Source organism: Fundidesulfovibrio putealis DSM 16056, from assembly GCF_000429325.1.
In the GTDB taxonomy this organism is placed as follows: domain Bacteria; phylum Desulfobacterota; class Desulfovibrionia; order Desulfovibrionales; family Desulfovibrionaceae; genus Fundidesulfovibrio; species Fundidesulfovibrio putealis.
Genome location: NZ_AUBQ01000013.1, coordinates 259,250 through 281,845 on the forward strand (window position 1 = coordinate 259,250; position 22,596 = coordinate 281,845).

Sequence of the window (22,596 nt, forward strand, 5' to 3'; positions counted from 1 at the left end):
CCTGCTCCGGTGGCGGAGCCAACTTCCTCAAGGCATGGGCAAGGGCGGAAATACCCGGCAAGGCTTCTCAGTTCATGATCGCCGTCATTCGTCCATGTGCGCCTGGAGGAACATCGATTTCTCCAGGGATGCGAAGAACTGCTGGTACGGCTCGGGATCTTCCACCGCCGTGAGGTTGTACTGGGCATTGGCGCGCACGACCATCTGGTTCTGGGCCTTGGGGCGGACCGTGACGGTCATGCGCAGGCTGTACCCGCCGAGCTTTGTGCCGCTGACGGAACCGAGCACCATGTCGGCCTTGTCGATGATGAAGCCGAGATCCTGGAGCGTGGAGATGACCGTGCGGAGGGTTTTCTCCTTGTTCTCGGTCTCGAACCTGCGGCTTTGGTAGTTGCGCAATTCCACCTGCGTAGCGGACACGGCCATGACCTGGTTTCTGGATGCGGTCTGGCATCCGAACATGGACGCCAGCATCACGATGCCGAGAAGGAGTGCGAGAGAACGGCTCAGTTTCATATGTCGTGCGCCTCCAGAAAGATGGACTGAGCCAGCTTGTTGAAGAATTCCTGATAGATTTGCGGATCGTTGACCGTTTCCGCCTTGGTCACGGCGTTCTGATCGTTCCAGATCACGCGTTGAACCGTCAACCGGACCGCCACGCGCTCGCTTTTCTCGCCGACCGGTCTGGTGACGAGGGATGCCCGAATCTTCTGCTCCTTGTCGATGGGCACAACGACCCCGAACAGGATGGCCATCGCGATGGCCCCTGCCACCTGGCCCGAATCGACCGCCGTGCGGTTCTTCGAGGAGGTGACCAGCCCGAGATCCGTGCAGCTTTCATCGAGGTTGAACCCGAGATCCTGCAGCAAGCCAGCCGAAGCGGCGAGCACCATCTTTTCGTCAGACGTATCGAATATCTTGGTCTGGAGTTGCTTGTTCGAAAGATCCTCCTGGGACAGAACCAATGCCTGCTTGGGGACCTTGGTGGCCACGCAGCCGGATAGCATCGCCACTAACAGCACAATGGCAGAACACTTCTTCAGCATGCTGCACCCGCTAGAAGCTGGACTGGCGATAGGCGAAGTCGCGCACTTTCTGCTCATTGTCGAACTTGACGACCACGGTCAGGGTGCGTTGCGAACGCGAAGCCGCCCCCGAGCCGACTGTGCCGCCCACCAGAAGCAGCGTTCCGTAGCCGCTGCTGGCGGAATAGCTGACTTCGGTCGAAATCTTGTCGTAAACCCACACCTCGCGACGCTGGTCGTCGGTGGTGACCATGTTGGGAGAGCCAAGCGCGGCGACGACGTCTGCGGAACTCATGCCGACACGGATCTCTCTCTGGACGGTGCCCACCGATATGCGGTCGGTGGTGTCGTTCTGGACTGCGGCCTTGTGGCTGGAGGCTGAACACCCCATGAGGGACAACAAGGAGACTATCGCACAGCACATCAACGTCATTCTCATACAACACCCCAATATTTTTTACAAAAATACTCAGAGCACACGAATACTGTCAATCCATTCATGAGACTCGTCCAACAATGTAGGGAAACACGCACCCGACCCGTGCGCCCATAATATTGCAAATCAAATATTCTGCCTGGGCGACGAAAGCCAAAAAAATATTTTCATGACACCGTCTATTATCCGGCCATTCCTTGCGCCGAGCGAGCAGAGCGGAAAAACTGACTTTGAGAAACCATCCGAAACAACCACCTCCAGAACGCAAAAAGGCCGGGAAGAGTCTCCTCTTCCCGGCCCGAGCGTTCACGTTCCCCGGCGGATCAGTACATGGCCCGCGATCTGGCCCAGCTCTCCAGGTTGTTGGCGTCCATGGCCCCGGAGATTGAGTCCACGGCCTTGCCGTTCTTGAACAGGATCAGCGTGGGGATGCTCTTGATGTTGAACTGCGCGGCCAGCAGCTGCTCGGCCTCGGTGTTCACCTTGGCGGCGCGGATGTCCGGCTCCAGGCGCTGGGCCGCCTTCTCGAAATCGTTGGCCATGGCGCGGCAGGGACCGCACCAGGGCGCCCAGAAGTCCACCAGCAGGGGCACGTCGGTGTCCATGACGTGCTTGCCGAAGGTGTCCTGGGTCAGTTCGACGGGTTTGCCTGGAAACAGGCTCTCGCGGCACTTGCCGCAGGTGGCCTGGGTTTCCTTGCCTGGAATGACCCGGTTGCGCGTGTGGCAATGCGGGCAGGTGACCTTGCGGGATTCTGACATGGGATGCTCCCTGGTTGTATTCACAGTGAAGACACCATAATAGTGAATTTTCCACGATTGTCGACAGGAGCGCACATGTTTTTCGTGAACTTGAACCTGAGGGCTGTCCGCAAGGATTCCACGGTGTTGGACCGCTTCCTTGCGCGCGGCGTGAACCCGGAGCTGGGCCTGGACCCGGTGCTGATGGACATGGTGGACGACTCCTGGCACCGGGACATGGCCGAGCGCCTGCGCGGCGAGGGGCTGACGCCGTCCCTGCATCTGCCGTTCTTCGACCTCCAGCCCGGCAGCGCCGACAATCTGGTGCGCGAGGCCTGCCGTGAGCGCTTGGCGCGCGCCCTGGACGTGGCCCGCATCTACGCCCCGGCCCACATGATCGGCCACGTGAAGTACGACCACCTGCTGTACATGAACACCTACCCGCTCTGGCGCGAACGGGCCGTGGACACCTGGAGCTCGGTGCTGTCCGGCTGGCCGGAGCATCCGCCGCTGTACCTGGAGAACACCTTCGAGCCGGACCCGGCCACGGTGTCCGGCGTGGTGGGCGCGCTGCGCGAGGTCCACGGCGAGCGCGCGGGCCTGTGCCTGGACATCGGCCACTGGTACAGCTTCTCCGAGGGATGCAGGCTGTGCAACCTGGACGCGTGGCTTGACGACTTCGCGCCGCTCTTAAGCCACCTGCACCTGCACGACAACGACGGCAGCTTCGACCAGCACAAGGGGTTGGGTCAGGGGGATATTCCCTGGCAGGCCTTCTTCGAGGGGCTGGAGCAGCGCGGCCTGACGCCGTCGGTCACCTTCGAGCCGCACTCGGACGAGGCTTTCCACGCAGCCATGGACTTCGTGCGCCAGCACCCCCGCTGGTTCGCCCCGCTTCGGGTGGTCGCGCCGTAAAGCATCCAGACGCCTCAGCGGCGCGGACGTTTGCGCAGGATGCCCTTCTCGCCGATGGGAACGGTGCTCCAGTTCAGGCTGATGGCCAAAACGCGCAGCCCGAAAGTGACCGCGATGGAGCCCATGGCCACGGCCAGCGGAGGGAGGTCGGTGTGCGTGCGCAGCGGCACGTAGATAAGGCAGCCCACCAGGGCCGCAAAGGCGTAGAACTGGCCTGGGCGGAACACCATGGGCCGCTCGCCGATGAAGATGTCTCGCAGCACGCCGCCGCCGCAGGCGTTCACCACGCCCACCACCACGGCGGGGACGAACCCCAGGCCCAGGGCCAGGGTCTTTTCCACGCCGACCACCGCGTAGGCTCCCAGGGCCAGGGCGTCCACCCAGGCGATCAGGCGCGTGGAGAGCACCGCCCTGGTGCCGAATATCAGCCCGGCCACGGCGGCAGCGGCCACGGCCATCAGGTAGCGGTCGTCCAGGAGAATTGGGGATATCCCGTTCTGCAGGAACACCCCGTCGCGTATGAGCGCCCCGCCCACGCCCGTGGCCAGGGCCAGCACGAACAGGCCGATGATGTCGAACTCGCGGCGGATGGCCTCGATGGCCCCGGTGATGGCCATGAGGAACACGGCCGCAAGGTCCACGAAGAGCGGCAACTGGAAGGGTTGGGCGTCCATAGGGCGGAGATACACCGAATACGGCGACTGTAAAAGGGTGGATGCTCTGGCGGCGACGCAAAAAGCCCGGCCGGGAAATCCGGCCGGGCGGTCGAGACTGCGGTCTTTTTCGTCGCGAGACTTAGGCGGTCTTGGCCAGGTTGCGCGAGCGCTTCTTCAGGCGGTTCACCTTGCGGCGCAGGATGTCTTTTTCCTTGCGGGTGGTGCCCTCGGCGGCCTTCTTGACGCGCATTTCCTTGATCTGGGCCTTGATGTTCAGGATCTGGGCCTTGTAGGGGTTCGGAGCGCCCTTCTCGTCGGTGATGCCCAGGACTTCCTTGATGGCCGCGACCAGCGCGTCCTTGTCCATGCCGGATGCGCCCTGAATCATGGGGAGCTGGTTGATGATGAGGTCGCGAAGTTCCTTCGCGGTCATCTTGTCCAGGGGCTTTTTCAGTTCAATAGTGATTTCTTCGGCCATTTTCCGCCTCCAAAGGGGAATAGATTTGTCACCTGCCGGGGCCAAACTGGCGGACGTAGGCCGCGTACGAGCGCCCCACAGCAGTGTTCGGATCCAGGCTAAGTCCCCCCAGACGGGCGATCCTCGGCGGCGGTGGCCGCCAGAAGGCGGGCGCCGTACCGGGTACTGCATCCAGAGGGGTTTTGCCCTGTAGCAGATCGAATTGGACTTTGTCAAAGATTTGCTGCCGCAGAAACGCATTCACCCGCTCCAGAACCAGCGGCGCGTCGTACTGGCACTCCTGCATGGCGATGGGATCGTCCACGCCCAGAAGCAGGATCGTGCGCCTGTGTCCGAGCGGCCTGGCATAGGGCGCGGCGTCGCCCAGCACCTCGCGCCAACGCGGCCAGAGCATGGCCAGCCTGAATCCCGTCGCGGCGTCCTGCCTGCTGGCGAAACCCACGATCAGCTCCCCGAGCATGCGCATCAGAGCCGCGCCTTCTCGCGCACGTCCTCGAGCATCTCCTCGGGCGTTGCGGCCAGAGGCATGATGAAGTGCGCCGCGCGCATGAACACGGGGTCCAGCCGCTCCACCTCGGCGGCCAGCTCCTCCAGGCGCGAGACGTCGCCCAGGCGCTTGGCCAGGATGGGGGCCGCAGTCATGATGTAGAACACCTTGCCGGAGGAGCGCAGGGCCTGGATGAGCGCGTCGTTCAGGGCGACGCCCGTGACGGCCACCGACTGCCCGGAGCCGCCCAGGACAGCCTTCAGCGCGTGCGGCGAATCGGCGTCCACAAAGGCAAGGCCAAGCGCCCCGGCAGAGGCCCGGGCCAGATCGCGCCGTCCCACGCCGGGCAGGCCGATGAAAAACAGGTTGCCCGAGGCCCCGCCGATGGAGGCCTGGGCCAGATCGCCCGGAAAGGTCCTGGTCGCGTCCTCTTCCTGGACGTCGACACGAAGCTTGATGGCGTTTGCGGGAACCTTCATGCGCGCAACCTAGCCGCTTTGGGGCAAAAGTCAAAGACTCGAGCGGCTCCGAGCGCCCAGCGGTGCTGGCCGTCGTGCCACACTCCGCCGTCCAGGAGCGCCAACAATGCGCCCCAGCCTTGACGCCGCCGCTTGGCCCAGGCTACATCTATGCCAACACTGACATAGGAGAGCGACCCATGCACCTCGCGCGCCCCTTCCTGGCTACCCTGCTGTTGCTCCTGACCCCCTGTCTGGCTTTGGCGCAGTCCGCCACCATCGAGACCTACGGCAACGGCCCCAAGGTGTTCACGCTGGCCACCGGCAGCCCCGGCGAACTGGGCCTGCTGAAAGTACTGGGCGAGGCGTTCGCCAAGCAGAACGGCGCGACCCTCAAGTGGCTGAAGGCCGGGACCGGCGAGTCGCTGGACCTCCTCAAGGCCAAACACGTGGACATGGTCATGGTGCACGCCCCGGCCAAGGTGGATCAGGCCGTGAAGGACGGCTGGGCCGTTAAGAAGACGCTCATCGGCTCAAACGAGTTCTTCATCGTGGGTCCCGCCGCCGACCCGGCCAAAATCGCCACAGCCAAGACCGCCGTCCAGGCCTACCAGGACATCGCCAAGGCCAAGGCCCCCTTCCTTTCGCGCGGGGACAATTCCGGCACCCACCAGAAGGAGATGGCCGTGTGGAAGGCCGCAGGTATCGAGCCCTCTGGCCCCTGGTACATCGTCACCAAGGATTTTATGACCGCCACGCTCAAGCGCGCGCAGTCCGAGTCCGGCTACTTCATGACCGATTCCAGCACCTGGGTGGCCGAGAAGAAGAATCTGCCGGGGCTCAAGATCCTCTTCCAGGGCGACAAGATGCTGGTGAACACCTACCACGCCCTGGCCCAGCCCGCGGGAGCGACAGCTGGCGCAGACACTGCCGCCGCGTTCATCGACTTTGTTGCGTCGGAAAAAGGGCAGGACATCATTCGGGGATTCGGGAAGGCGGAGTACGGGGAGGCCCTGTACAACGACGCGGCCTATGCGAAGAAGTACGACCAGTAGGTGATGGGGCGGGGCGGCGAGGCTGACGGAAGACAGCCTCCGGCGGGCAAAGGGCTGCGCCCTTTGGAATCCCTTATAGTTATTGCGTATTCCGGCGGGGATTCAGGAAGAGCGGAAATGTGGCGATACCGAGCGATGCTCAGAGAAACTCTGTCGGGCGTCCTTGGAAAAGCATGCGTTTGCTTTCCAACGGATAACAAAGCGACAGGGTTTCCCTGTCTGCGCGACTGGGCTGTACGGACTGATTTCGCGGACGCGCATCCAGAGCGTGCCGCAATTTTGATCGCAAAGTCGTAGGACGAACTGCTGAAACAAGAGTCGCGGGACGCTTCAAGCATCCCGCGCCAGACGCCGCAAGGCGTCACCAGCCCGACACCACCTCCTGCCAGAGGGGTTCGATACAGGCCCGGACGGTTCTCGTACCGTCCGGGCCTTGCTTTTGTCATTTTATGTATGCGGGAAGATTGAGCATCAAGTCGCGCGTGAAGGTGATCATGGTGTCCATGAGCCAGGGGAAGGCTATGATGATGGCAAGGAACATGGCCACGATCTTTGGCACGAAGGTGAGCGTGGCCTCCTGGATCTGCGTGGCGGCCTGGAGCACGGAGAGCACCACGCCCACCACCAGGCTCACCGCCAGCATGGGCATGGAGAGCAAAAGCGTGGTCTCGATGGCGGAGCGGGCGAACCCTATGACTACTTCGGGGGTCATGACGTTATCTCCTTGGCGCGTTAGACGAAACTGTTGACCAGCGAGGCCGTCATGAGGCTCCAGCCGTCAACCATGACGAACAGGAGCAGCTTGAAGGGCATGGACACCATGGCCGGGGGCAGCATCATCATGCCCATGGCCAGCAGCACGCTCGAAACCACCATGTCCAGCACCAGGAAGGGGATGTACACCAGGAACCCGATGGTGAAGCCGGTCTTGAGCTCGCTTATCATGTAGGCGGCGGCCAGCATCACCGTGGGCACGTCGTCCTTGCCCTTGGGCTGGTCGATCTTGGTGATGCTGTAGAAGACGGAGAGGTCCTTCTCGCGGGTGTGCTTGAACATGAAGGTCCGCAGGGGCTGTTCGGCCTTCTTGAGGGCCTCGGTGAAGCCCAGGCGCTCCTCCATGTAGGGATTGAGCGCTTCCTCGTAGATCTGCTTGCCCGTGGGATACATGATGACCACGGTCATGAAGATGGCGAGGCTTGCCAGTATCTGGTTGGGCGGCATCTGGCCGGTGCCCATGGCCTGGCGCAGAAACGAGAACACCACGATGATGCGGGTGAAGGACGTGACGCAGAGGATGATGGACGGCGCAAGCGACAGCACCGTCAAGAGGAACAGAATCTGGAGGGTCAGGCTGACCTTTTCGGGCTGCTGCTGCCCGGCTGCCAGATTGAGCGTCAGGGTGGGCTCAGCCGCCTGTACCAGGGCCGGAAGGGCCAGGACCGCCGCCAGCCCCAGAAGCGCCGCCAGCGCCAGGACCGCCGGGTTCTCCGCCAGGGTCAGGGCTGCGGCTGGCGTTCTCGAGAACGGCTTGGAAATTCTCTTGTCCATCGTGTGCGTCCACCTCTGTCAGCAGATTGATGCTCTGGTCCGTGACCCCGAGCACCAAAAGCTTATTCAAGAAGCGGACCACCATAATATTCTTCCGGGGTCCCAGGGTGAGATAGCTCTCCACCCGCATGCCGTGGGCCTTTGCGGCCCCGCCAAGCCCCAGGCGCGGGCCGAAGCGCTTGAGCAGGTAATACGCCAGCAAAATGACGAACAGTATCAGCAGCAGGGCCACGGCCATCTGGATGGCCGCGCCGCCCGCGCCCAGCGACGTGGGTGCGGTAATGGGTGCGGTGACGTCAGCCAAGCTGTTTCACCCGCTCAATGGGGCTTATGATGTCGGTCAGGCGCACGCCGAACTTCTCGTTTATCACCACTGCCTCGCCGCGCGCCACCAGCTTGCCGTTGACGTAGATCTCAAGCGGCTCGCCAGCCAGCTTGTTCAACTCGATGACCGAGCCCTGGCCCAGCTGCAACAGCTCGTTGATGAGGAGCTTGGTGCGCCCGAGTTCCGCAGACACGTCCAGGGGGATGTCCAGGATGAAGTCCAGGTCGCGCCGCCCGGTTTCGGGGCGCGGAGCCTTGGACTCCTGCGTCAAATCCTTGAACGACGCCTCGCGGCTCTTGGCGGAGAGCGTGGCCTGCTCGCGCTCGCGCTTGACCGTGCTCTCCTCCTCGCCAGCCAGCGCGGCGGCCCACTGTTCGGCCAGGGCGTCGTCGCCACCGCCTCCGGCGCCAGCGGCAACCGCGCCCATGGCGGCCTCAAAGGGGTCGACGTCGCCTCCGCCCTTGTCGTCTTCAAGCGCGGCGGCCCATTCGGCTGCCAATTGATCCTGATCGATATCGTCGGGGGCCATCAGAGCCACCTCCCCTTAAGTGTGCGCCGGCGCGCTGGGCGCGCCGCAAAATACCGTCCTCAGGCCGCGAGGCGCATACGCGCCCCGGAGCGTCAGAAATGCGTTTCCTCTTCCCGGTGCACCTGGAAGGCCTTGTTGGACTTCACATTGCCCGGAATTCCCCAGAACTTGCGCACGCCCTGCACCTCGGCCTTCAGGAGGTCCTCGGCGTCGGTGTCCAGGAGGATGATGTCGCCCTCCTTCAGGGACAGGAGCTGCCTGCCGGAGAGCTGGGTCTTGCCGAACTCCACCACCACCTCCACCGGAGTCTCCATGAGCCGCTCCTTGAAGCGGCTGATCCAGGCGTGGTCCACTTCCAGGCGCTCGGACTGGAAGGAGGCGTACAGCTTGGAGCGGATGGGCTCGATGGTGGCGTAGGGCAGGCAGGCGATCATGGATCCGATCGCGTTCTCAAGCTCCACCTCGAAGGTGACCACGACCACCACGTCCGAGGGCGGCACGATGGCCGCGAACTGGGGGTTGATCTCGGAGCGGATCAACTCGATGTGCACCTCGTGCACCGGCCTCCAGGCGTCCTCCAGGTTGGCCAGGGCGATCTTGACCACCTTCTGGATGATGGCCTGCTCGATGGGCGTGAAGTCGCGGCCTTCCACCTTGGGCTGGCTGCCTGCGCCGCCGAAGAAGTTCTCCACCAGGGCGAACACCAGCCGCGAATCCACCACCAGGATGGCGTTGCCGCGCAGCGGGTCCAGCTTGAAGATGTTGATGGAGGTGGGCACGGGGAGGCTTCGCATGAAGTCGCCGAATTTGGACATGTCGATGGAGATGGGGTTCACGTCCACGCGCTTGCGCATGGCGTTGGCCAGGGCGTTGGTGGCCAGCCGCGCGAAGCGGTCGTTTATGATCTCCATGACGGGCATGCGCCCGCGAATGATCCGGTCCTGGTTGGACAGGTCGAAGGCGACGATGCCGGAATCGTCTTCCAGTATCTCGGAGTCGGCCTCCACTTCGCCGCCGGTGAGGCCGCGCAGTAAGGTATCGACCTCGTCCTGGCTGAGAATCTTGCTCATGGCTGTTCCCTACTGGATGACCCTGTCGGTGATGAACACCTGCTTGACCGCTCCAGGCCCCATGATCTGGTTCACGCGGCTTTGCAGCTCGGTGCGGAAGGCGATCATGCCGTCCACGCTGGAAAGCTCCTCGCTGGTCTTGGACCACAAGAGGGTGAGGATGGTGTCCTTGATCCTGGCCTGATATTTCTCGCCGAATTCCTGGGCCACGTGCTCGTCCTTGAAGTCGAACTCCACGGAGAGGCGCACGTAGCGCTTGCCGCCCGGATCAGCCAGATTGGTGACGATGTTCTGTATGGTGGTCACGGGCTTGGCGCCCTTGTCGTCCTTTTTGCCGTGGCTGGCGCCCTCTTCCTTTTTCTTCTCGTCCTTTTTCTCGTCTTTCTTTTCTTCTTTCTTCTTTTCGTCCTTCTTCTCGCCCTCGGCGGGCGCGGCCTCGGCAGTCTCGGGCGGAGGAGGCGCGAGGAACTTCAGGTACGCGAAATAGCCGCCGCCGCCCAGGGCGGCCAGGAGCACCACCAGGATGATGATGAGCAGCAGCTTGCTTTTTTTCTTTTTCGGCGCTGCGCCGTCGTCTTCTTCTTCGATCTTGGCCATTTCCGGCTCCTAGTGTCGCGTTTTTGAAAAACATGAATATGTTTTTCAAAAATAAAAAAAATGGTTCTCTTGGTTCAGCTTCATAACTTGTGTGAGCGTATTTAAGAACGCCACAGTAAAAATCAGATCAGGTGTTTCGGCTTCCGAACAGGTCGGTGCCCACGCGCACCAGGGTGGCCCCTTCCTCCACGGCCTGCTCCAGGTCGTGGGACATGCCCATGGACAGCTCGGGCAGGGCCATGCCGAGGCGCGCCGAAATATCCTGGCGCAGCCGCTCGGCCTGGGCGAAAAGCCCTCGATTGGCCTCGGGGTTCTCGTCCCAGGGCGGCAGCAGCATCACGCCCCTGAGCGCGAGAGCGCCCATGGCGGCCACGGCCTCGGCCAGGGGCAGCGTGTCGTCCAGGGAGCATCCGGCCTTCTGGGATTCGCCCCCCAGGTTGACCTGCACAAGCACCGGCTGGATCAGGCCCAAAGCTCCGGATTTTTTATGCAACATATGGGCCAGCTCAATCGAATCAACTGAGTGGATCAACTCGAAGCGCCCGGTCACGTACTTGGCCTTGTTCTTCTGCAAGCGGCCTATGAAGTGCCAGCGCAGGTTCAGCCCGGCCAGGGATTCCATCTTGGGCAAGGCTTCCTGAACGTAGGACTCGCCGAAAAGCCCCTGCCCGGCCTGGGCCAGGGCGGCCACGGCGGAGGCCTCGTGGGTCTTGGAAACGGCCACCAGCGACACTGTGGACGGATCGCGCCCGGAGCGGGCGCAGGCCCGCAGGATGCGCTCGTTCACGCGCGCCAGGCGCTCGCCGGGGGTTTGCGGTTCCTGCATGTCCACCCGGTAACACAAACAGCGCCGATGGAAAATGGGGAAGCGCGCCCTCCGTGGACATGCGGACCACGAAAGTATAGAAAACGGCCCGCGCTGATGCGCGAACGGCACATAAACGTACATTCATTTTGAGGATGCCACACACAGGCGTCCACCTCCAAACGGGCCAGGGTATCCGCCGTGCACGCATCCGCAGCCCAGGCCGCGCCCTCCCGCGCGGTCACCGCGAAGCCTGAAATCTGGAAGCGCTTCACCCTGAGCGTGAGCCTCGCCGTTTCCGTGATCGTGCTGGCGATCTTCACCGTGCTGTTCCTACGCAACCGCGACGCCCTGCGCGACGAGGTGACGACCCGCGCCCGCGCCCACATTCACGACGTGCAACTCATGCGCGAATGGAACGCCATGTATGGCAGCGTTTACGTGGAGAAAGGCCCCGGCGTCGAATCGAACCCCTACCTGGAGCACCCGGACCTGACCACCAGCGACGGCAGGGTGTTCACCCTGAAGAACCCCTCGCTCATGACCCGCGAGATTTCAGGGCTGGCGGACAAGCACGGCATGTTCACCTTCCACATCACCAGCCTGAACCCCCTCAATCCCGCCAACGTGCCGGACACCTTCGAGCGCGAAGCCCTGAAAAGCTTCGAGTCCGGCGCGACCGAGGTCTCCATCACGCAGGCAGGGCAGGACGGAACCTATTTCCGCTTCATGGCCCCGCTCTACGTGGAGAGCGACTGCCTGCCCTGCCATGCCAAGCAGGGCTACAAGGCCGGGGAGGTACGCGGCGGCATCAGCGTGCGCTTCGACATAAGCGGCGTTCACCGCGCCCAGACCGAGTCCGGCACCGCGATAATACTGGTGTGCGTGGGCACGCTGGTGTTGCTCCTGGGAACGCTCTACGTATTCATCTTCAAGCTGATGGGCAGGCTGCGCACGGCCCAGCAGGAACTCGAGTCCATGGCCCTCACGGACCCGCTCACCGGGCTGTACAACCGCGCCTTCCTCTTCGAGCGCCTGAGGGAGGAGGCGGCGCGGGCCGCCCGCTACAAAATTCCGGTGGGCACCGTGATGCTGGACGTGGACCACTTCAAGGCCGTCAACGACACTTTCGGCCATCAGGCCGGGGACCACGTGCTGGCAGGACTGGCCGGACTCATGAGGGAGCACATCCGCGAGACGGACCTCGCGGTGCGCTTCGGCGGAGAGGAGTTCCTGCTGCTTCTGCCCGGCATCGGGATGGAAGGCGCGTGCGCCGTTGCCGAGAAGATCCGCGCCGCGCTGGAAGGCACGGAGTTCTCCACGCGCGAGGGCGGGGCGCTGCGGGTGACGGCCAGCTTCGGATGTGCTGCGCTGGAACCCCAGGGAGGAACGCCATGGGATGGCGCGTCCGCCGTCGCCGAAGACCTGCTGCGCCGGGCGGACAAGGCTTTGTATGCCGCAAAATCCGCCGGAAGAAACTGCGTGCGGAGCGAGGGGAGCGTTTCACCATCCACCCCCGAAGGGCATGAACCCGATCAAAAAGAACCACTGCTTTGATTGCCGAAAACCGGTTTCTGATTTTCAAAGCGGCGACCTCGGGCGTTCACGCACCCCGCACCGGCAAAAACCCATTCCCTGATTTTTGCGCGTGCGTTATGGTCCAGTCATGCTTCCCGCCTACATCCCCATGAGCGGCCAGGGCCTGCTGGCTCCCAGGGCGCACGCGGCGCTTGCCCTCATGCGCTCCTGCCGCCTGTGCCCGCGAGAGTGCGGCGTGAACCGCCTGGAGGGCGAGCCCGGAGCCTGCGGCGTGGGGCGTCTGGCCCGCGTGGCCAGCTACGCCCCGCACTTCGGCGAAGAGTCCTGCCTGGTGGGCCAAGGCGGCTCCGGCGCGATTTTCTTCAGCGGCTGCAACCTGGAGTGCCTGTTCTGCCAGAACGAGGACATCAGCCGCCAACCCGAAAGCGGCGAAGAAGTCACCCCGCGCGAGCTCGCCGACATCATGCTCTCGCTCCAGGCCCAGGGCGCGGCCAACATCAACCTGGTCACCCCCAGCCACGTGGCCGCCCAGGTGCTCGAGGCCCTGCCCCTGGCCGTGCAGGGGGGCCTCGCACTGCCCCTGGTCTACAACACAGGCGGGTACGACAGCCTGGAGACTTTGGCCCTGCTGAAGGGCGTGGTGGACATCTACATGCCGGACGTGAAGTTCGCGGACCCGGAAACCGCCCGCGCCCTGTGCGGCGTGGCCGACTACCCGGCCACCGCGCGCCGGGCCGTGAAGGCCATGCACGCCCAGGTGGGCGACCTGCGCCTGGACTCGCACGGGCTGGCAACGCGCGGCCTGCTGGTGCGCCACCTTGTGCTGCCCGGCGGGCTGGCCGGAACGTGCGACTGGATGGAGTATCTGGCGCGCGACATTTCGCCCGACACCTACGTGAACCTCATGGACCAGTACCGCCCCTGCGCCAAGGCCCCCGGAAATCCACCCCTGGACCGGCCCCTGACCCCGGAGGAGTTCCGCGAGGCCCGCCAGCAGGCCGAACAGGCGGGCATCACCCGCTTCGACGAACGCACGCCCGCGCAGATCGAGCGGCTGCTCCGGGCCTTCCTGGACGGCTCCAGGCAATGAGTTGCCTGCCGGGCCGCTCAAGCGGACGGCAGCGGCATCCGGCGCTCTCCCCGCAGGCGGACATTGGACCGGCGAACAGGCCTCAGCCTGACAGCCGAAGCGCGATGAAGAGACCAGAAAACACATGAAATCAGCTCCTTGGAGTAGCCTTCAAGCCTTCTTACATTTTTGTTACTCACGCCCCCCTTTTCGCCTTGAAGCGCCCCCCCCTTTCGGGTAAAAATAGCAAATTCATGCCCCGGTTTCGGGGAGCGAAACAAACGACCCCACATGGAGGACTGCCATGGCGGTTTTCAAATGCAAGAATGCCGACGATGTTCTGAAGGCTGTGAAGGACTATAACGTCTCCTTCGTCCAGTTCTGGTTCATCGACATCCTGGGAATGCTCAAAAGCTTCCAGATCACCCCGCGCGAGCTGGAAGCCGCCTTCGACGAGGGCATGGGCTTCGACGGCTCGTCCATCACCGGATTCACCAAGATCCACGAATCCGACATGGTGGCCTTCCCGGACCCCTCCACCTTCCAACTGGTGGCCTGGCGTCCCAGCGACCGCCCGGTGGCGCGCCTGTTCTGCGACGTGCGAAACCCCGACGGCACGCCCTTTGCCGCAGACTCGCGCTATGTGCTCAAGCGCATGCTCAAGCGCGCGGCGGATCTCGGCTACACCTACTTCGTCGGCCCTGAGCTGGAGTTCTTTCTCTTCGCCAACTCCTCCGAGCCCAAAATCCTGGACCGTGGCGGCTACTTCGACGCTCCGCCCCTGGACCTGGCCAACGACGTGCGCCGCGACATCATCTTCGCCCTGGAATCCATGGGCATCGGCGTGGAGTACTCCCACCACGAGGTGGCCCCCTCCCAGCACGAGATCGACCTGCGCTACAACGAGGCCCTGGCCATGGCCGACACCGCCATCACCTACCGCGTGGTGGTCAAGGAAGTGGCGCGCAAGCACGGCTGCTACGCCTCGTTCATGCCCAAGCCCCTGTTCGGCGAGAACGGCTCGGGCATGCACGTGCACCAGTCGCTGTTCAAGGGATCCAAAAACGCCTTCTACGACGCCTCCTCCCCCAACCACCTCTCCACCGAGGCCCAGGCCTACATCGCGGGACTACTCAAGCATGCGCCCGAGTTCACCCTGGTCACCAACCAGTGGGTGAACTCCTACAAGCGCCTCGTTCCCGGCTACGAGGCCCCCGTGTACATCGCCTGGGCGCAGCGCAACCGCTCGGCGCTGATCCGCGTGCCCATGTACAAGCCCGGAAAGGAGTCCGCCACGCGCATCGAGCTGCGCTCGCCCGACCCGGCCGCCAACCCCTACCTGGCCTTCGCGGTGATGCTGGGCGCGGGCCTCAAGGGCATCGAGGACAACTACAAGCTGGCCAAGCCCGTGGAGGACAACATCTTCCACATGGACGAGCGCGAGATGAAGAAGCACGGCATCTCATCCTTGCCCGGCAGCCTGCACGAGGCCGTGGAGAACCTGGAGAAGTCCGCGCTCATGAAGGACATCCTGGGCGACCACCTGCACGCCGCCCTGGTGAACTACAAGTACGACGAGTGGGACAAGTACCGCATGCAGATCACCGAGTACGAGATCGAGCGCTACCTGCCCATTCTGTAGCCTGCCCGATCAGGCGATTCAGACGATTCACAACGCATGGAGGCCGCCCGGATACGGGCGGCCTTTTTATTCCATCCGGTAACCAGACGGCCGCAGCAGCGGTCCTGGACTGTACCATCCGCAAGCGTTTCCGAAAGGAAACTCCCCAACACGAGAATGCCGTGAACACCGATACATCGAAACAATGGGCCATCCTTACCGCCGTGGTCGTTACCCAGTGCGCGGTGCCTTTCATGCTGTCGGCCGTGGGTGTCTGCCTGCCCTCCATCGGGCGCGATCTTGGCGCCACGGCCATCCAACTCACCCTGGTCGAGTCCGTGTTCCTGGCTGTCAACGCCATGTTCCTGCTGCCTCTCGGACGCGCCGCCGACATTCTGGGGCGCGGAGGCGTCTTCCTGGCGGGGCTTGCCATCTTCACCGCGAGTTCGCTGTCGCTGGCCTTCGCCCCGGACATGGCGGGCTTTCTGGCCCTGCGCGCAGTGCAGGGGTTCGGCGGGGCCATGACCCTGGCCACGGGCCTGGCGCTCCTCTACGACGCCTTCCCGCCGCAGACCAGGGGCCGCGCCCTGGGCATCAGCGTGGCGGGTATCTACCTGGGCATCTCCGGCGGCCCTTTCCTGGGCGGGGTGATAACCACGCACCTGGGCTGGCGCTGGGTGTTCTATCTGGGCATGCTCCCGTGCCTGGTTTCGCTGGCCATATGCCTGCGCAATCTGGACTGGCGGCTGCGGCCCAAGCCGGGCGAGCGCTTCGACTGGACGGGCGCGGTGCTGTGCGTCGTGTGCATCGGCCTGCTCACGTACGGCAGCGCGCACACGGAAAGCATGGCGGGGTGGATGTCCATGGCCGGTGGCGCGGCGACGCTGGCCGCCTTCCTGCTGGTGGAGCGCGCAAGCCCATCTCCGCTGCTCGACCTGAGGCTCTTCGTCGGCAACCGCGCTTTCTCGCTCGGCATGGCGGCCATGTTCCTGATCTATTCCTCAGCCTTCGGCGCGAGCTTCCTGCTGAGCCTTTACCTGCAATACGGCCGCAACATGAATCCGTCCGAAGCAGGACTTTTGCTGGCCTTCCAGCCCCTTGTGCAATGTCTGGTTTCCCCGTTCACCGGACGGCTTTCAGACAGGCTTCCCGTGCACCTCATGGCCGGGTCCGGGGCATTGTTCGTGGCCGCCGGACTGCTTCTGGCCTCCACCCTGGACGCAGGGTCCGGTCAGGGAACGGTCATCGCCGTCCTGGCGGTGGTGGGGCTCGGCATCGGACTGTTCGCCGCGCCGAACATGGCCGGGGTCATGTCCGGCGTGGCCCCGCAACGCTACGGCGTAGCCTCCGCCCTCACCGGCCAGACCCGCACCCTGGGCATGACCTGCGGCATGGTGCTGATCACGCTTGTCATCTCGCATTTCGTTGGGAACAGGCCCCTCGGGGCGGAGGTGTTCGCGCAGTATCACACGGCCATGCGCCTGCTGCTTACCCTTTTCGGGTGCACCTGCCTGTTCGGCTCCGTGCTGGCCTTTCTGGGAGCGGCAAAGCCGCACGCAGCGCGCAGCCAGGAGAAGCCATGATTGCCGCCATGCGCCAGATTTTCGCCATTCCCGACGACGTCGCCTCCACCCGGCAGACAAAGCTTGCCGCACGCCGTGCGCCTCTGTATATCCTGGCATAACTCATTCACAGGAGACCCCCATGCGCAAGCTGAACGTGCTGTCCGTCCTGTTGGCCCTGGTCCTGTTCGCAGCCCCGGCACTGGCGGGCAAAGACGACCCCCTGTTCATAAACCTCACCAGCGACGACCCGCACCGCACGCTCATGGCCATCGGCTTCGGGCAGGCCCAGATGCAGCGCGGGCACGCGCTCACCGTGTACCTGAACGACAAGGGTGTGCTGGTGGCCAGCAGGAAGAACGCCGCCCAGTTCGCCGAGCAGCAGAAGATGCTCTCGGACATCGCGGCCAAGGGCGGCGCGGTCCTCGTGTGCCCCATGTGCAGCAAGAAATTCGGCGTGGCCGAGGCGGACCTGATTGAAGGCGCGAAGATCACCAGCCCCGACATCACCGGCCCGGCACTGTTCAAGGACGGCACCAAGACCCTCTCCTGGTAGCCGCTCCAGGCGCATCGCACGCTGCGGGCAGTGCCGACGCGCTCCCGCAGCCTATCCGGCGGCTCCGTCCGGCTTTCCCCGCTTGAACTTCCCAGGCATCCGGGTATCCTGCCCCGCATCACGCAGCCAGGAGAAGCCATGATTCCCAGTCAGCGCCAGCTTTTTGCCATCCCCGACGACGTCGTCTACTTGAACTGCGCCTCCACCTCCCCCTTGCCCGCCTCGGCGGAACAGGCCGGGCGCGAGGCCATGGCTTTCAAGCGCACCCCCTGGCTCATCGGGCCTGAGGGCCTGCCGAACGGCCCGGAAGCCGCCCGCGCCGGGTTCGCCAAAATTCTGGGCTGCGACGCCGAGGGCGTGGCCCTGGTTCCCTCCGTGTCCTTCGCCATGGCCGTCGCGGCACGCAACCTCCCCCTCGACGCCAACCGCAACGTGCTGGTGCTGCACGAGGAGTTCCCCTCCAACGTGTTCCCCTGGCTGCGCATGGCCCCGGGCCGCGTGAAGGCCCTGCCGCGCCCCAAGGAGGGCACCTGGTCCGAGGCCGTGATCGAGGCCATCACCGGGGACATAGGGCTGGTGGCCCTGCCGCACTGCCACTGGATGGACGGCACCGTGTTCGACCTGGGCGCGGTGCGCGCCGCCTGCGACCGCGTGGGCGCGCATCTGGTGGTGGACGCCACCCAGTCGCTTGGAGCCATGCCCTTTGATTTCGAGGCCGCGCGCCCGGACTTCGTGGCCGCCACGGGCCACAAGTGGCTCCTGTGTCCGCACGGCGTGGGCTTCTGCTACGTGGCCCCCAAGTGGCGCGAAGGCGAACCCATCGAGGAGAACTGGAAGAACCGACTGGGCAGTGAGGACTATTCGCGCCTGACCGAATACGAGAACCAATACCGCCCCGGCGCGCGCCGCTACGACCTGGGCGAGGTGACCAACTCGGTGCTTTTGCCCATGGCCACCGAATCTTTGCGCCTCCTCTCCGAGTGGGGCGTGGCCAACATCGCCGAAACCCTGAGCACAATCACCCGCAAGCTGGCCCTGCACGGGCAGGCCTTCGGCCTGACCCCCACCCCGGCAGCCGAGCGCGCCCCGCACATGCTGGGGCTGCGCCTGCCCCACGGCCCGGCCAAGCCGGTCGCGGAGGCCATGGCCCGCGAGAAGGTGTACGTCAGCCCGCGCGGCGGCACGCTGCGCCTGGCCCCGCACCTGTTCGTCAGCGCCGCCGACGTGGACCGCTTCACCACGGTTTTGTCACGCAGCCTGTCTACATAAAGGGAAAAGAGGACCGTTTCCCCAGGCCCACAGGGCATGGTACACGCCGCCCGGAAGCATCAAGGAGCGCCCATGAGCATCGAATGGACCAAGCACGACGACTCGACCTACTACATGAGCCTTGGCAAGGCCCTTTTGGTGGCGGTGGTCTATGAGCGGCTCACGCCGCCGGGATGGAAGGTGCAGGTGGGCCAGCGCACCCTGAAGGACAAGTTCGCGTCGCTTGAGGACGCCCAGAAGATCGCCCTGGCCTTCGCCGACAAGGTGGCCACAGCGGTGCGGGCGGACCTGGACGCGCTGAAGGCCCAAGGATGACCCTGCCTCGCGCCTCATGCGCCGCGCTTCGGGCGCGCACGTTTGACCCTGCGCAACGCGCCGGGAGTCTCCGCAGGCGTCAAACCGCATGAAACGCCGCGACTTCCTGTCCTTCTGCCTGGCGTGTGCGTCCGGGGGCGCGCTTTTTCCGGCGCGCCCGGCCCGGGCCATGTCCTTCGACAAGGAACGTCGCTGCTGCGCCACCTGCCACTATTGGACCGGGGCCCGCAAGGCCTTCAGCCAGGAGCGCGTCACCGCCGAGGTGAACGAACGCGCCCGCTGCACCAACCCGGACAGCGACTACCGCAACCTGTTCGTGAATTCCCTGCACGTCTGCGACAAGTACTGGCGCTGGGACCAGCTCAACCAGAGCCCCGTCTTTCGTCCAAGCTGACGCTTCGGCCCCGTCCTCGTACCCGTGGCAATGCCCGTCCAGCCTTTTCACGGCAAAAGCGCCGCGCGTGTCCCCGGCGCATGTTCCTGCTTTCCGTCGTCACGCCTCAGCGCGCCGTGCTGCCCAGCACTTCCTTGAGCTTGCCGCCGTCCTGGAGCCCCTGGATATACGCGAAGCGCACGTACAGGTGCCGGATGCGCTCCGTCAGGCCCTCCATCTCACTCATGAGGATCTGGGCCTCTGCCGTGCTCTCTTCCGGAACGAGCTCCAGGAGCTTCTCGCCCGCCTTGCGCAACGATTCGAAATACTGGGGAGCCTCCTCGCCGGGAATCGGCGCGTTCCAGAGGTCTTCCAGCCTCGACGAGATTATGTCCGGAAACACGGTCTTGGGAGCGTCCATACCTGCCCTCCTGGTGAAAATGTTGCTCATCTTCCCTGCAGATACCGGATGAAGTCGCTTCGCCCGGCCAGTTTGCAATCCAGATACAGCCCGATATACTCAATATATGTCATGGGGTGGCCATAAATAGTGTACGTGGCCCCCTCCGGGACGAATTCCAGCCCGTGGAACCCGGCCACCTGCGGGTGGATGGGCAGCTCGAATTCGTACTGGACCTCGGGATAAGCCTGCCGGTAGCTCTCCGGCAACCCCGGCATGCCAAGCTTCGCAAGCACCGCGTCCGCCGCGTGCAGCATGAGCGTCCTGCCGGGGTGGTTCACGCTCATGAAAAGCTTCTCCTTCCTGAAACGTTCTTCAATAATGTCCACATACTGAACGTCGCACAGCCTTTCTTTGCCCCGCTCCACGGCCAGGGTCTCGCGCAGCAGCGCCTCCAGGCCGAACATCTGGTCCAGGTTGCCGCGCACCGCCACCAGCATGGCCTCGTCCTTGCCAAGGCCGCGCTCCAGCAGGCTGTCCAGCATCACGTCCGAGTAATCGAACCCCGGCTTGCTGCTCCAGAACGGCCAGTACCCCTTGAACAGCATGTTGGGGATGCACAGGCTGCGCGCACCCGGCCCAAGCGCCGCCTTCAGGCTCGCCGAGGACAGCTCGCCCCACTCATCGCCCAGATGCTGGTGCAACAGCAGCCCGCAGCGCGCAAGGCTCCGCGCAGGTATGGCATGCCGGGTGAAGTTGACGTAATACTCCACCTCATAGCCGGCCATGAACTCCGGCGATGCCCCAAGCAGCGCCGTCAGAGTTTCACCCTGACAGTTTCCGTGGATGATGCACAACTTTTTTGACGACAGCATGACCCGCTCCCTAACACATCCCGCGTCCAAGGAGAACACATGAACGCACGCGACGCCCTGGCGCTCGTCAATTCCCAGGAACCCGAAAAGCACATGGTGCTCCACGCCCTCCAGTCCCAGGCCATCCTGCGGGCCATGGCCGCGCGCCTGGGCAAGGACGAACCCACCCAGGAACTCTGGGGCCTCACCGGGCTGCTGCACGACCTGGACTACCCCAAGACCAAGGACCAGCCCGAACGCCACGGCCTGGTAAGCCGCGAACTGCTGGCCGGGAAGCTCCCCGACGACGCCCTGCACGCCATCGCCGCCCACAACAGCGAAATGACCGGCGTCGCGCCCGAATCAGAGCTGGACTACGCCCTGCGCTGCGCCGAGTCCGTCACCGGCATCATCCAGGCGGCAGTGCTCATGCGCCCCACCGGCTTCGAAGGGCTGGAGATCAAAAGCATCAAGAAGAAGATGAAAGACAAGGCCTTCGCCCGCAGCGTCCGGCGCGAGAACATACACGAGTGCGCCCAGGCCGGGCTGGAGCTGGACGAGTTCCTGAAACTCTCCATCGAGGCCATGGCTGGCGTGAAAGAGTAAGAGGGGGAGGGGATGCCTCCGGCGGCCAGAGAGGGCTCCGCCCCTTCTGGACTCTCCCGCCAGGGGGATGATCCCCCTGGACCCTCGGTTAGCTACGCGGGAATTATCGTTTGGCTTGGGCAGGGCGGAGGGAGAAGCGCGGCAGGACGATCACGGCGAGGCCAGCCAGGATGAGGGCCATCCCGAGCAGGCGCATGGGGCCGAAGGTCTCGCCCATGACCAGATAGGCGCTGACGGTGCCGAACACCGGAATCAGCAGCGAGAACGGAGCCACCATGCTGGCCGGATAGGTCTTCAGGAGCTTGCCCCAACCGCCGTAGCCGATGAATGTGGCGAACACCGTCAGATACACCACCGACCCAACGCCCATCCAGTTCATGTGGGTCATGGCCTGCACGATCCGCTCCTGCCCCTCGAACAGGTAGGACATGCCAAGCAGCGGCAGCGGCGGGATGATGGAGAGCCACGCGATGAGCGGCAGCATGTCCGTCTTGCCCGCGCCGCGCATGATGATGTTCCCGATGGCCCAGAAGAACGACGCCGCCATCACCAGCGAGAACCCCAGCACGGTCACGCCGCCGGACCCTGCCGTGAGCGAGAGGAACGTAAGCCCGGCCAGGGCCACGCAGGTTCCCGTCATCTGCCGCGAGGTCGGGGTCTCGCCCAGCACGGCGGCCGCAAGCACCACGGTGAAGAACGCCTGGGATTGCAGCACCACCGAGGCCAGCCCCGGCGGCATGCCCCAGGCCATGCCCAAAAACAGCAGGCTGAACTGCCCCACGAACCAGGCCAGGCCCAGCGCAATCATGCGGCCCCAGGAGATGTTCGGGCGCGGCAGGAAAAACACCGGCAGCGCGGCCAGCACGAAGCGAAGCGCCGCCAACAGCAGCGGCGGGAACGAGTCCAGGCCGATGCGGATGACCACGAAGTTGCAGCCCCAGAGCGCGGCGACGACAAGCGCCAGAAGTATATGCTTGGGTTTCACGGCAATTATCCTGTTTGTTGAGGGGAAGACGCCTCCGGCCGGCAAAGAGGGCTCCGCCCGTGCCAGCCATACTGGGACTCCGTCCCAGACCCTGGCAGGGCGCTGCCCTGCACCCGCCAGGGGGATGATCCCCCTGGACCCTCGGTTAGCTTCGCGTAATAACCTGTTACGCTTCAAAAATCTTGTTCTAAAGCCCAGAAACGCGCAAAGCCGCGTTTCTGGGCTTCCTAATTCTTGAAATCATCGTGCCCGGCTACGGCTGTGGGTGGGTGCTGTCACGGTCGGGTTCTGGCGGGCGGGCGACGAATCGTCTTCAAATCGGT

At 64.1% G+C, this 22,596-nt stretch carries 29 protein-coding genes; 11 read left to right on the forward strand and 18 right to left on the reverse strand.

All coding sequences use genetic code 11. The features are described 5' to 3' along the window. Positions 1–84 precede the first annotated feature (84 nt). The 4 genes from G453_RS0111260 to trxC all read right to left on the reverse strand — a co-directional run bounded on the left by G453_RS0111260 (position 85) and on the right by trxC (position 2,222). Entirely contained in the window at positions 85–516 is a 432-nt protein-coding gene (locus tag G453_RS0111260) for a hypothetical protein (protein WP_027191155.1), read from the reverse strand. Next, positions 513–1,046: a hypothetical protein gene (locus tag G453_RS0111265; RefSeq protein WP_027191156.1), complete on the reverse strand. Its 534-nt coding sequence runs from the start codon at positions 1,044–1,046 to the stop codon at positions 513–515. Before G453_RS0111265 ends, G453_RS0111260 begins: the two co-directional genes overlap by 4 nt. Before the next feature lie 10 nt (positions 1,047–1,056). Further along, positions 1,057–1,449, reverse strand: a complete 393-nt coding sequence (locus tag G453_RS0111270) for an outer membrane protein assembly factor BamE (protein WP_235731742.1) — start codon at positions 1,447–1,449, stop codon at positions 1,057–1,059. Between the two features lie 335 nt (positions 1,450–1,784). After that, positions 1,785–2,222, reverse strand: a complete 438-nt coding sequence (trxC, locus tag G453_RS0111275) for a thioredoxin TrxC (protein ID WP_027191158.1) — start codon at positions 2,220–2,222, stop codon at positions 1,785–1,787. Between the two features lie 75 nt (positions 2,223–2,297). Between trxC and G453_RS0111280 the strand changes: the two genes are divergently transcribed. Further along, on the forward strand, positions 2,298–3,116 hold the full coding sequence (locus G453_RS0111280) for a sugar phosphate isomerase/epimerase family protein (RefSeq protein WP_043645451.1): 819 nt from the start codon (positions 2,298–2,300) through the stop codon (positions 3,114–3,116). A gap of 14 nt (positions 3,117–3,130) precedes the next feature. On the opposite strand, the gene G453_RS0111285 is transcribed toward G453_RS0111280, so the two are convergent. The 4 genes from G453_RS0111285 to G453_RS0111300 all read right to left on the reverse strand — a co-directional run bounded on the left by G453_RS0111285 (position 3,131) and on the right by G453_RS0111300 (position 5,216). Then, positions 3,131–3,790 (reverse strand): trimeric intracellular cation channel family protein, encoded by a 660-nt coding sequence (locus G453_RS0111285; RefSeq protein ID WP_027191160.1) that lies wholly within the window; start codon positions 3,788–3,790, stop codon positions 3,131–3,133. Between the two features lie 121 nt (positions 3,791–3,911). After that, a complete protein-coding gene (locus G453_RS0111290; protein ID WP_027191161.1) occupies positions 3,912–4,250 on the reverse strand; it encodes a hypothetical protein in 339 nt (112 codons plus the stop codon). 28 nt (positions 4,251–4,278) lie between these two features. Then, complete coding sequence (locus tag G453_RS0111295; RefSeq protein ID WP_027191162.1) at positions 4,279–4,716, reverse strand: DUF721 domain-containing protein; 438 nt, start codon at positions 4,714–4,716, stop codon at positions 4,279–4,281. Continuing rightward, positions 4,716–5,216 carry a nucleoside/nucleotide kinase family protein gene (locus tag G453_RS0111300; RefSeq protein WP_027191163.1) on the reverse strand — a complete coding sequence of 167 codons (501 nt, stop codon included), beginning with the start codon at positions 5,214–5,216 and terminating at the stop codon, positions 4,716–4,718. Before G453_RS0111300 ends, G453_RS0111295 begins: the two co-directional genes overlap by 1 nt. A gap of 179 nt (positions 5,217–5,395) precedes the next feature. Here G453_RS0111300 and G453_RS0111305 point away from each other — a divergent pair, with 179 nt between their 5' ends. Next, positions 5,396–6,250, forward strand: a complete 855-nt coding sequence (locus tag G453_RS0111305; protein ID WP_027191164.1) for a substrate-binding domain-containing protein — start codon at positions 5,396–5,398, stop codon at positions 6,248–6,250. Positions 6,251–6,692: 442 nt separating this feature from the next. On the opposite strand, the gene fliQ is transcribed toward G453_RS0111305, so the two are convergent. The 7 genes from fliQ to G453_RS0111335 all read right to left on the reverse strand — a co-directional run bounded on the left by fliQ (position 6,693) and on the right by G453_RS0111335 (position 11,145). After that, entirely contained in the window at positions 6,693–6,962 is a 270-nt protein-coding gene (gene fliQ / locus G453_RS0111310) for a flagellar biosynthesis protein FliQ (protein ID WP_027191165.1), read from the reverse strand. A gap of 20 nt (positions 6,963–6,982) precedes the next feature. Then, the gene (gene fliP / locus G453_RS0111315; protein WP_043645534.1) at positions 6,983–7,750 is read right to left on the reverse strand and encodes a flagellar type III secretion system pore protein FliP; all 768 of its coding nucleotides are present in this window, start codon (positions 7,748–7,750) and stop codon (positions 6,983–6,985) included. Next, entirely contained in the window at positions 7,656–8,102 is a 447-nt protein-coding gene (gene fliO / locus G453_RS27205) for a flagellar biosynthetic protein FliO (RefSeq protein ID WP_235731743.1), read from the reverse strand. The genes fliP and fliO overlap by 95 nt, the downstream gene beginning before the upstream one ends. After that, positions 8,095–8,652 carry a flagellar motor switch protein FliN gene (gene fliN / locus G453_RS0111320; RefSeq protein ID WP_027191167.1) on the reverse strand — a complete coding sequence of 186 codons (558 nt, stop codon included), beginning with the start codon at positions 8,650–8,652 and terminating at the stop codon, positions 8,095–8,097. The genes fliO and fliN overlap by 8 nt, the downstream gene beginning before the upstream one ends. A gap of 92 nt (positions 8,653–8,744) precedes the next feature. Beyond that, the gene (gene fliM / locus G453_RS0111325; protein WP_027191168.1) at positions 8,745–9,722 is read right to left on the reverse strand and encodes a flagellar motor switch protein FliM; all 978 of its coding nucleotides are present in this window, start codon (positions 9,720–9,722) and stop codon (positions 8,745–8,747) included. 9 nt (positions 9,723–9,731) lie between these two features. After that, a complete protein-coding gene (locus tag G453_RS0111330; protein WP_027191169.1) occupies positions 9,732–10,319 on the reverse strand; it encodes a flagellar basal body-associated FliL family protein in 588 nt (195 codons plus the stop codon). A 127-nt stretch (positions 10,320–10,446) separates the two neighbouring features. Continuing rightward, the gene (locus G453_RS0111335) at positions 10,447–11,145 is read right to left on the reverse strand and encodes a YggS family pyridoxal phosphate-dependent enzyme (protein ID WP_027191170.1); all 699 of its coding nucleotides are present in this window, start codon (positions 11,143–11,145) and stop codon (positions 10,447–10,449) included. A gap of 180 nt (positions 11,146–11,325) precedes the next feature. On the opposite strand from G453_RS0111335, the gene G453_RS23575 reads away from it, so the two are divergent. The 8 genes from G453_RS23575 to G453_RS0111380 all read left to right on the forward strand — a co-directional run bounded on the left by G453_RS23575 (position 11,326) and on the right by G453_RS0111380 (position 19,449). Further along, positions 11,326–12,681 (forward strand): diguanylate cyclase, encoded by a 1,356-nt coding sequence (locus G453_RS23575; RefSeq protein ID WP_051272329.1) that lies wholly within the window; start codon positions 11,326–11,328, stop codon positions 12,679–12,681. A 109-nt stretch (positions 12,682–12,790) separates the two neighbouring features. Further along, the gene (locus G453_RS23580) at positions 12,791–13,753 is read left to right on the forward strand and encodes a radical SAM protein (RefSeq protein ID WP_043645454.1); all 963 of its coding nucleotides are present in this window, start codon (positions 12,791–12,793) and stop codon (positions 13,751–13,753) included. A 283-nt stretch (positions 13,754–14,036) separates the two neighbouring features. Further along, a complete protein-coding gene (locus G453_RS0111350; RefSeq protein WP_027191171.1) occupies positions 14,037–15,374 on the forward strand; it encodes a glutamine synthetase family protein in 1,338 nt (445 codons plus the stop codon). Between the two features lie 161 nt (positions 15,375–15,535). Continuing rightward, positions 15,536–16,936, forward strand: coding sequence for an MFS transporter (locus tag G453_RS23585; RefSeq protein WP_051272330.1), 1,401 nt, complete (start codon positions 15,536–15,538; stop codon positions 16,934–16,936). Positions 16,937–17,057: 121 nt separating this feature from the next. After that, positions 17,058–17,471: a DsrE family protein gene (locus tag G453_RS0111365; RefSeq protein ID WP_027191172.1), complete on the forward strand. Its 414-nt coding sequence runs from the start codon at positions 17,058–17,060 to the stop codon at positions 17,469–17,471. A 138-nt stretch (positions 17,472–17,609) separates the two neighbouring features. After that, entirely contained in the window at positions 17,610–18,740 is a 1,131-nt protein-coding gene (locus G453_RS0111370) for an aminotransferase class V-fold PLP-dependent enzyme (protein WP_027191173.1), read from the forward strand. Positions 18,741–18,812: 72 nt separating this feature from the next. Continuing rightward, on the forward strand, positions 18,813–19,055 hold the full coding sequence (locus tag G453_RS0111375) for a hypothetical protein (RefSeq protein WP_027191174.1): 243 nt from the start codon (positions 18,813–18,815) through the stop codon (positions 19,053–19,055). Between the two features lie 88 nt (positions 19,056–19,143). Continuing rightward, positions 19,144–19,449: a hypothetical protein gene (locus G453_RS0111380; protein WP_027191175.1), complete on the forward strand. Its 306-nt coding sequence runs from the start codon at positions 19,144–19,146 to the stop codon at positions 19,447–19,449. A 106-nt stretch (positions 19,450–19,555) separates the two neighbouring features. On the opposite strand, the gene G453_RS0111385 is transcribed toward G453_RS0111380, so the two are convergent. Together G453_RS0111385 and G453_RS0111390 are read right to left on the reverse strand one after the other, a co-directional pair. Next, positions 19,556–19,849 carry a hypothetical protein gene (locus G453_RS0111385; protein ID WP_027191176.1) on the reverse strand — a complete coding sequence of 98 codons (294 nt, stop codon included), beginning with the start codon at positions 19,847–19,849 and terminating at the stop codon, positions 19,556–19,558. Positions 19,850–19,875: 26 nt separating this feature from the next. Next, entirely contained in the window at positions 19,876–20,703 is an 828-nt protein-coding gene (locus G453_RS0111390; protein ID WP_027191177.1) for a WcbI family polysaccharide biosynthesis putative acetyltransferase, read from the reverse strand. Between the two features lie 39 nt (positions 20,704–20,742). Here G453_RS0111390 and G453_RS0111395 point away from each other — a divergent pair, with 39 nt between their 5' ends. Continuing rightward, positions 20,743–21,288, forward strand: a complete 546-nt coding sequence (locus G453_RS0111395) for an HD domain-containing protein (RefSeq protein WP_027191178.1) — start codon at positions 20,743–20,745, stop codon at positions 21,286–21,288. Between the two features lie 103 nt (positions 21,289–21,391). Here G453_RS0111395 and G453_RS0111400 read toward each other — a convergent pair whose 3' ends face one another. After that, the gene (locus G453_RS0111400; RefSeq protein ID WP_027191179.1) at positions 21,392–22,273 is read right to left on the reverse strand and encodes an EamA family transporter; all 882 of its coding nucleotides are present in this window, start codon (positions 22,271–22,273) and stop codon (positions 21,392–21,394) included. Positions 22,274–22,596: the final 323 nt, after the last annotated feature.

Bases quoted from the DNA above. Each gene is read 5' to 3' on its own strand.
- G453_RS0111260 (WP_027191155.1), bottom strand. From the start codon at position 516: ATGAAACTGAGCCGTTCTCTCGCACTCCTTCTCGGCATCGTGATGCTG.
- G453_RS0111265 (WP_027191156.1), bottom strand. From the start codon at position 1,046: ATGCTGAAGAAGTGTTCTGCCATTGTGCTGTTAGTGGCGATGCTATCC.
- G453_RS0111270 (WP_235731742.1), bottom strand. From the start codon at position 1,449: ATGTGCTGTGCGATAGTCTCCTTGTTGTCCCTCATGGGGTGTTCAGCC.
- trxC (WP_027191158.1), bottom strand. From the start codon at position 2,222: ATGTCAGAATCCCGCAAGGTCACCTGCCCGCATTGCCACACGCGCAAC.
- G453_RS0111280 (WP_043645451.1), top strand. From the start codon at position 2,298: ATGTTTTTCGTGAACTTGAACCTGAGGGCTGTCCGCAAGGATTCCACG.
- G453_RS0111285 (WP_027191160.1), bottom strand. From the start codon at position 3,790: ATGGACGCCCAACCCTTCCAGTTGCCGCTCTTCGTGGACCTTGCGGCC.
- G453_RS0111290 (WP_027191161.1), bottom strand. From the start codon at position 4,250: ATGGCCGAAGAAATCACTATTGAACTGAAAAAGCCCCTGGACAAGATG.
- G453_RS0111295 (WP_027191162.1), bottom strand. From the start codon at position 4,716: ATGCGCATGCTCGGGGAGCTGATCGTGGGTTTCGCCAGCAGGCAGGAC.
- G453_RS0111300 (WP_027191163.1), bottom strand. From the start codon at position 5,216: ATGAAGGTTCCCGCAAACGCCATCAAGCTTCGTGTCGACGTCCAGGAA.
- G453_RS0111305 (WP_027191164.1), top strand. From the start codon at position 5,396: ATGCACCTCGCGCGCCCCTTCCTGGCTACCCTGCTGTTGCTCCTGACC.
- fliQ (WP_027191165.1), bottom strand. From the start codon at position 6,962: ATGACCCCCGAAGTAGTCATAGGGTTCGCCCGCTCCGCCATCGAGACC.
- fliN (WP_027191167.1), bottom strand. From the start codon at position 8,652: ATGGCCCCCGACGATATCGATCAGGATCAATTGGCAGCCGAATGGGCC.
- fliM (WP_027191168.1), bottom strand. From the start codon at position 9,722: ATGAGCAAGATTCTCAGCCAGGACGAGGTCGATACCTTACTGCGCGGC.
- G453_RS0111330 (WP_027191169.1), bottom strand. From the start codon at position 10,319: ATGGCCAAGATCGAAGAAGAAGACGACGGCGCAGCGCCGAAAAAGAAA.
- G453_RS0111335 (WP_027191170.1), bottom strand. From the start codon at position 11,145: ATGCAGGAACCGCAAACCCCCGGCGAGCGCCTGGCGCGCGTGAACGAG.
- G453_RS23580 (WP_043645454.1), top strand. From the start codon at position 12,791: ATGCTTCCCGCCTACATCCCCATGAGCGGCCAGGGCCTGCTGGCTCCC.
- G453_RS0111350 (WP_027191171.1), top strand. From the start codon at position 14,037: ATGGCGGTTTTCAAATGCAAGAATGCCGACGATGTTCTGAAGGCTGTG.
- G453_RS0111365 (WP_027191172.1), top strand. From the start codon at position 17,058: ATGCGCAAGCTGAACGTGCTGTCCGTCCTGTTGGCCCTGGTCCTGTTC.
- G453_RS0111370 (WP_027191173.1), top strand. From the start codon at position 17,610: ATGATTCCCAGTCAGCGCCAGCTTTTTGCCATCCCCGACGACGTCGTC.
- G453_RS0111375 (WP_027191174.1), top strand. From the start codon at position 18,813: ATGAGCATCGAATGGACCAAGCACGACGACTCGACCTACTACATGAGC.
- G453_RS0111380 (WP_027191175.1), top strand. From the start codon at position 19,144: ATGAAACGCCGCGACTTCCTGTCCTTCTGCCTGGCGTGTGCGTCCGGG.
- G453_RS0111385 (WP_027191176.1), bottom strand. From the start codon at position 19,849: ATGGACGCTCCCAAGACCGTGTTTCCGGACATAATCTCGTCGAGGCTG.
- G453_RS0111390 (WP_027191177.1), bottom strand. From the start codon at position 20,703: ATGCTGTCGTCAAAAAAGTTGTGCATCATCCACGGAAACTGTCAGGGT.
- G453_RS0111395 (WP_027191178.1), top strand. From the start codon at position 20,743: ATGAACGCACGCGACGCCCTGGCGCTCGTCAATTCCCAGGAACCCGAA.